Genomic DNA, 6310 nt, shown 5'->3' on the forward strand with positions numbered 1-6310 from the left:
CGCGCAGACGGTCCTGACCGCCGCGGCCGCCTCGGGGGTCCCTCGCGTCCTCCTGGTCACCAGCACCATGGTCTACGGGGCGGCACCCGACAACCCGGTCCCGCTGCCGGAGAACACCGCCCGGGTCTCGGACAACAGCGACGGCCTCATGGGCGACTTCGCCGAGATCGAGGCGCTGGCCGAACGCGCCCGCCGCGCCCACCCCGGGCTCACCGTCACCGTGGTGCGCCCCGCGCCGCTGGTCGGACCCGGGCTGGACACCCTGCTCAGCCGCCACTTCTCGGCGCCGCGCCTGCTCACCGTCAAGGGGCACGAGCAGCACTGGCAGTTCTGCCACGTCGACGACCTGGCCGGGGCGCTGGCGTTCTGCGCCCTGCACGGGGTGGACGGCCCCGACGGCGTGGTCGCGGTCGCCAGCGAGGGCTCCCTCACCCAGCACCAGGTGGAGGAGCTCGCCGGGATGAAGCACTTCGAGGTGCCCGCCAACCTCGCCTTCGGCACGGTCCGCCGCCTGCACCAGGCCAGGATCACCCCCGCCGCCGAGGGGGAGCTGAAGTTCCTCGTCTACCCGTGCGTGGTGGACTGCGCGACGCTGCGCGAGGCCGGGTGGAAGCCCGCCCACGACAACGCGGCCGCCCTGGCCGGCCTGCTGGACTCCCGCGGCAAGCCCGCCCTGGTGGGCCGCAGCATCGGCCGCAAGGAGGTCGCCGTCACCGCCGCCGGGGCCGCGGGCGCCGCCGCGGCCGCCATCGGCACCGCCGTCACCATCCGCCACCTGCGCAAGCGCAAGGGCGGCTGACCGGGGGCCGCCCCCGATCGCGGCCACCGGGACCCCGTGGCCGCCGCGCGTTCCGACATCCGGGCCCGGACCGCCCGTGACGTGCCGGAAGGGACGGTTGGTACCTTCTAGGAGTGGAACAGATCACTCTCGCCTCGGTACGCGACACCCCCCTCTCGGTGGACGAGGTCCTCGCGGCCGTCCAGGACCCCCGCGCCGGCGGCACCGCCGTCTTCATCGGCACCGTCCGCGACCACGACCACGGGCGCGACGTGTCCCGGCTGGGCTACTCCGCCCACCCCACCGTCGAGGCCACGCTGAGGTCGGTCATGGAGAAGGTCCTCGCCGAGACCTCGGTCCCGGGCCGCCCCGTCGTCAGACTGGCCGCCGTCCACCGGGTCGGCGACCTGGAGATCGGCGACCTCGCCGTGGTCGTCGCGGCCTCCGCCGAGCACCGCGAGGAGGCGTTCGCCGCCTGCCGCAGGCTGATCGACGACCTCAAGGCCCAGGTGCCCATCTGGAAGCACCAGGCGTTCTCCGACGGCGACGAGGAGTGGGTGGGGGCACCCTGACACGCCCCCTACCCCGGCCCCAATAAGGTGTGCAGCATGCTTCGTCGTGTCATGACCCTCGTCGTCGCCCTCGCCCTGCTCGCAGGGCTCGGGGTCGGCAGCCGCTTCCTGCCGATGCCGTACCTGGTGGCCGGGCCGGGCGTCACCCTGGACACGGTGGGCCGCACCGAGGAGGGGCCGGTCATCGGGATCGAGGGCGCCGAGAGCTACGAGCACGAGGGCTCGCTGTCGATGGTCACCGTGCAGTACGCGGGCGGCCCCCGGCACCGGCTCGACTTCTTCACGGTCGTGCGTGCCTGGCTGTCGCCGACCGAGGCGGTCATGCCCGAGGAGCTGCTCTTCCCCGCCGGACGCAGCCCCGATGAGGTCAGCGAGCGGCAGGCCACCCAGATGAACGACTCCAAGACCGACGCCACCGCCGCCGCCCTCAACCAGATCGGCATGGGCTACGACGCGGTCCCGGTGGTCGCCGACGTGGTCGGGGGCATGCCCGCCGAGGGCCTGGTCGAGGCGGGCGACGTGATCATCGCCGTCGACGGCGAGAAGGTCGACACCCGCTCCGACGGCGAGCCCGGCACCGCCGTCGGCAGCACCGCCGTCGTGGAGCGCGTGGGCGCGCGCGAGCCCGGCGACCCGGTCGTCCTGACCCTGGACCGCGGCGGCGACGAGGTCGAGGTGGAGCTGGTCACCGCCGAGGGCGAGCAGGGCCGGGCCGCGGTCGGCATCCTCATCCGCGACGACATGGACTTCCCCATCGAGGTCGACATCACCGTCGGCGACATCGGCGGCCCCAGCGCCGGGATGATGTTCGCCCTGGGCATCATCGACCGCCTCAGCGAGGAGGGCCTCACCGGCGGCGCCGCCGTCGCCGGGTCGGGCACCATCAACTCCGCGGGCGAGGTCGGCGGGGTCAGCGGCATCCCGCAGAAGATGGTGAGCGCCCAGCGCGACGGGGCCGAGTACTTCTTCGTCGCCGCCGACAGCTGCTCCCAGGTCGCCCAGTCCGCCGCCTACGGCGAGCTGGAGGTCGTCCGCGTCGAGACCCTCACCGACGCGGTCGAGGCCCTGGAGACCATCCGCACCGGTGAGGGCGAGCTGCCCCGCTGCGAGTAGCGGGGCCGGGCTTCCGACCCCGTCCCACCGTCCGGGTCGGCCTAACCCTCCAGGTCGAGGGTGAGGGCGAGGGCCGAGGTGAGCGCCGGGACGAGGTCGGCGCCGTTGAGCACCGCCTCCTCGGTGTCGTGGCTGCGCATGCGCAGCGCGCAGTGCCGCGAGCCGTCCCGGAGCACGCCCGCGACCATGCGGATCTCCTCCGTCTCCCGGCCCTTGACGTCGGCGTCCTCGCCGGGGGAGAGCGTCTCGTCGGAGCCCTTCACCACCAGCCGCTCCATGACCAGCGCGCAGCCGGCCACCCCCTCCGGCCACATGATGCGGCCCAGGGCCTCCTCCAGCGGCAGGTCGTCCGGGAGCGGGTCCTGCTCGACCGGGGTCAGCTCCTGCGGGTCCGGGGCGCCGGAGACGCCCAGCATCTCGGCGAGGGCGGGCTCGGCGGCCAGCAGTTCGACCGTCGGCACCAGGGCGTACAGCCCCAGCGGCCGGTCCCACCCCTGCTCGGCGGCGTGGCGTTCGAGGTCCATGACGGCTTCGCGAATGTTCGACACGTTCCCATAGTGGCGGATGGGGGAACCTCGCCGGTCCCGTTCGCGGACAGTAGGGTCACAAAGGGACCACGCGTGAGCGCGCGGTTGCCGGGCCGATACACCAACGATGCGACCTTGTCACCCCCACGGGACAGGTTTCGGGAACTCCGAAGGGTCGAAGTGAAGTTCTCCGTTAACAAGGCGCTGCACGCGCACCGAACGCACCTACCAAGCCATAACGAGGGGGAGGCGTGAGCTTCCGATCGCCCGGCGCACCACCTGCGCGCATGCCTCGTCGATCAAGGTTGCTCGCGCCAGTCGCGGCGACCGTGGTCGTCATCATCGCGGGGTTGATGTTCGCCGCGAACTTCTGGACCGACTACATGTGGTTCCAGTCCGTCGGCTTCACCTCGGTCTTCTTGACCGAACTCTGGACACGGGTGCTGCTGTTCGCCGTGGCCGCCCTGGTGATGGCCGTCATCGTCGGCGCCAGCATCTTCTTCGCCTACCGGGCCCGCCCCGGTATCCGGCCGATGAGCCTGGAGCAGCAGGGACTGGACCGCTACCGGCAGTCCATCGACCCGCACCGCAAGCTCTTCTTCTGGATCGCCGTGGGCGCCCTGGCCCTGCTGTCCGGCGCCGCCGCCAGCGGTGACTGGCGCTCCTACCTGCAGTTCCTCAACGGCGTCGACTTCGGGGTGGCCGACCCCGAGTTCCGGATGGACATCGCGTTCTTCGCGTTCGTCTACCCGTTCCTGCGGATCCTGCTCGGCTACCTCTACGCCGCCGTGATCCTGGCCTTCATCGCCGCGGTCATCGTCCACTACCTGTACGGCGGCGTCCGCCTGCAGAACGACACCGGTCAGCGCGCCACCCCCGCGGCCCGGGTGCACCTGTCGGTGCTGCTCGGCCTCTTCGTGCTGCTGCGCGCCGGGTCGTACTGGCTGGACCGCTACGGGCTGGTCTTCTCCGACCGCGGCTACACCTTCGGTGCCTCGTACACCGACGTGAACGCCGTCAAGACCGCCCTGACGATCCTCACCGTCATCTCGGTCATCTGCGCCGTGCTGTTCTTCGCGAACATCTACTTCAAGAACACCATGGTCCCGGTGGCCAGCCTCGGCCTGCTGGTGCTGTCCGCCGTGATCGTCGGCGTGGCCTACCCCGAGATCGTCCAGCGCTTCCAGGTCAGCCCCAACGAGCAGCGCCTGGAGAGCCAGTACATCCAGCGCAACATCGACAGCACGCGGGCGGCGTACGACATCGAGGACGCCGACGTCCAGCCCTACGACGCCACCACCGAGCTGAGCGCCCAGGACCTGGTCCAGGAGGCGCAGGGCACCACCGTCCGGCTGGCCGACCCCTCCGTGGTCTCGCAGACCTTCCAGCAGATGCAGCAGGTCCGCGGCTTCTACCAGTTCCCCGACGTGCTGGAGGTCGACCGCTACCCGGACACCGAGGGCAACCTGATCGACACGATCGTCGCCGTCCGCGAGCTCGACGGTCCCCCCTCGGACCAGAACAACTGGCTCAACCGGCACCTGATCTACACCCACGGCTTCGGCTTCGTCGCCGCCGCGGGCACCCAGATCGACGCCGAGGGCCGGCCGGTCTTCACCGAGTACAACATCCCGCCGCGGGGTGAGATCAGCGACGTGGTGGGCGACTACCAGGAGCGGATCTACTACGGCCGCGAGGGCGCCGAGTACGTCATCGTCCAGGCCGAGGAGGAGTACGACTACCCCCTCGACAGCGAGGCCGACACCGGCGACGTCCCCACCCTGGAGGACGCGGTCGACCCCGAGGTGAGCCCGAGCCCGGACGACGCCCAGGCGCCGGCCGACGCGGACGCCGACGCCGACACCGAGACCACCGAGGAGGAGGCCCCCGCCGAGGGCGAGGGCACCGGGACGGGCGGCGGCGGCAGCGAGACGCAGGCCACCAACCGCTACGACGGCAGCGGCGGCGTGCAGCTGGACTCGTTCTTCGAGCGCATCCTGTACGCGATCAAGTACCAGGAACCCAACATCCTGCTCAACAGCGCGATCACCGGTGACTCGCGCATCCTGTACGAGCGGGACCCGCTGGACCGGGTCGAGAAGGTCGCGCCGTTCCTCACCGTCGACAGCCGCCCCTACCCGGCGATCGTCGACGGCAAGGTCGTGTGGATCGTGGACGCCTACACCACGTCCAACAACTACCCGTACGCCAACCGGATCGACTTCACCCAGGCGGTCACCGACACGTTCACGGACGGCACGCTCACGCAGGTCAGCGCGCTGCCCGGCAACCAGGTCAACTACATCCGCAACTCGGTCAAGGCCACCGTGGACGCCTACGACGGCACGGTCGAGCTGTACGCCTGGGACGAGGAGGACCCGGTCCTGCAGACCTGGATGGGCGCCTTCCCCGGCATCGTCCAGGACAAGGACGAGATGAGCGACGAGCTCATCGACCACCTCCGCTACCCGGACGACCTGTTCAAGGTGCAGCGCGAGATCATGCGCGAGTACCACGTCACCGACCCGACCGCCTACTACGGCGGCCAGGACTTCTGGGCGGTGCCCAACGACCCGACCGGCGCCACCGAGCGCCCCGAGTCGCCCTACCGCCAGACCATCCAGTACCCGGGCGAGGAGGAGGCCAGCTTCTCGCTGACCACCACCTACGTCCCCCGGGGCAGGGAGAACCTGGCGGCGTTCATGGCCGTCAACAGCGACCCGCGCTCGGACGACTACGGGCAGCTGAAGCTGCTGGAGCTGCCGCGCAGCACCGTCATCTTCGGTCCCGGGCAGGTCCAGAACGCGTTCGACGCCGACGCCAACGTCCGCGAGGTGCTGCTCCCGCTGGAGCAGTCCAACGCCGAGGTGACCCGGGGCAACCTGCTCACCCTGCCGTTCGCGGGCGGCCTGCTCTACGTCGAGCCGCTGTACGTGCAGGCGGGCGGCGGCGGTGCCGCCTCCTTCCCGCTGCTCCAGCAGGTCATGGTCGGCTTCGGCGAGGAGGTCGCCATCGGCAGCAACCTCCCCGACGCGCTGAGCAACCTGTTCGACGGGGCGGAGGCCCCGCCGGCGACCGAGGGCGAGGAGGAGGCTCCCGAGCAGGAAGAGGAGGCCCCCGAGTCCGAGGCCGGTTCCGGCGGCGGCGACCAGGACCTCACCGACGCTCTCAACGAGGCGGTGGAGGCCTGGGAGGAGGCCCAGGAGAACCAGGACGAGGCGAACGACCGCCTCCGCGAGGCCCTGGAGGCCATCGAGGAGGCGCTCGCCGAGCAGGAGGGCGGCAACTAGCCGCCCCGGCGGGCGGGGCGTCACCGCCCC

Annotated in this window: 5 protein-coding genes; 4 read left to right on the top strand and 1 reads right to left on the bottom strand. The window is 71.3% G+C overall.

The features are described 5' to 3' along the window. From ACJOT3_RS31275 to ACJOT3_RS31285, 3 genes are all read left to right on the top strand, one after another. The coding region (locus tag ACJOT3_RS31275) for an NAD-dependent epimerase/dehydratase family protein (protein ID WP_406976731.1) at positions 1–799 on the top strand (799 nt) is incomplete at its 5' end. Between the two features lie 113 nt (positions 800–912). Beyond that, positions 913–1350, top strand: coding sequence for a molybdenum cofactor biosynthesis protein MoaE (locus ACJOT3_RS31280; RefSeq protein ID WP_406976732.1), 438 nt, complete (start codon positions 913–915; stop codon positions 1348–1350). A gap of 51 nt (positions 1351–1401) precedes the next feature. Next, a complete protein-coding gene (locus ACJOT3_RS31285; protein ID WP_406976734.1) occupies positions 1402–2463 on the top strand; it encodes a YlbL family protein in 1062 nt (353 codons plus the stop codon). 41 nt (positions 2464–2504) lie between these two features. On the opposite strand, the gene ACJOT3_RS31290 is transcribed toward ACJOT3_RS31285, so the two are convergent. Further along, positions 2505–3011 carry a PPA1309 family protein gene (locus tag ACJOT3_RS31290; protein ID WP_406976733.1) on the bottom strand — a complete coding sequence of 169 codons (507 nt, stop codon included), beginning with the start codon at positions 3009–3011 and terminating at the stop codon, positions 2505–2507. 308 nt (positions 3012–3319) lie between these two features. Between ACJOT3_RS31290 and ACJOT3_RS31295 the strand changes: the two genes are divergently transcribed. Beyond that, positions 3320–6280 carry a UPF0182 family membrane protein gene (locus tag ACJOT3_RS31295; protein WP_406976735.1) on the top strand — a complete coding sequence of 987 codons (2961 nt, stop codon included), beginning with the start codon at positions 3320–3322 and terminating at the stop codon, positions 6278–6280. Positions 6281–6310: the final 30 nt, after the last annotated feature.

This window comes from Nocardiopsis protaetiae (assembly GCF_045446735.1).
In the GTDB taxonomy this organism is placed as follows: domain Bacteria; phylum Actinomycetota; class Actinomycetes; order Streptosporangiales; family Streptosporangiaceae; genus Nocardiopsis; species Nocardiopsis protaetiae.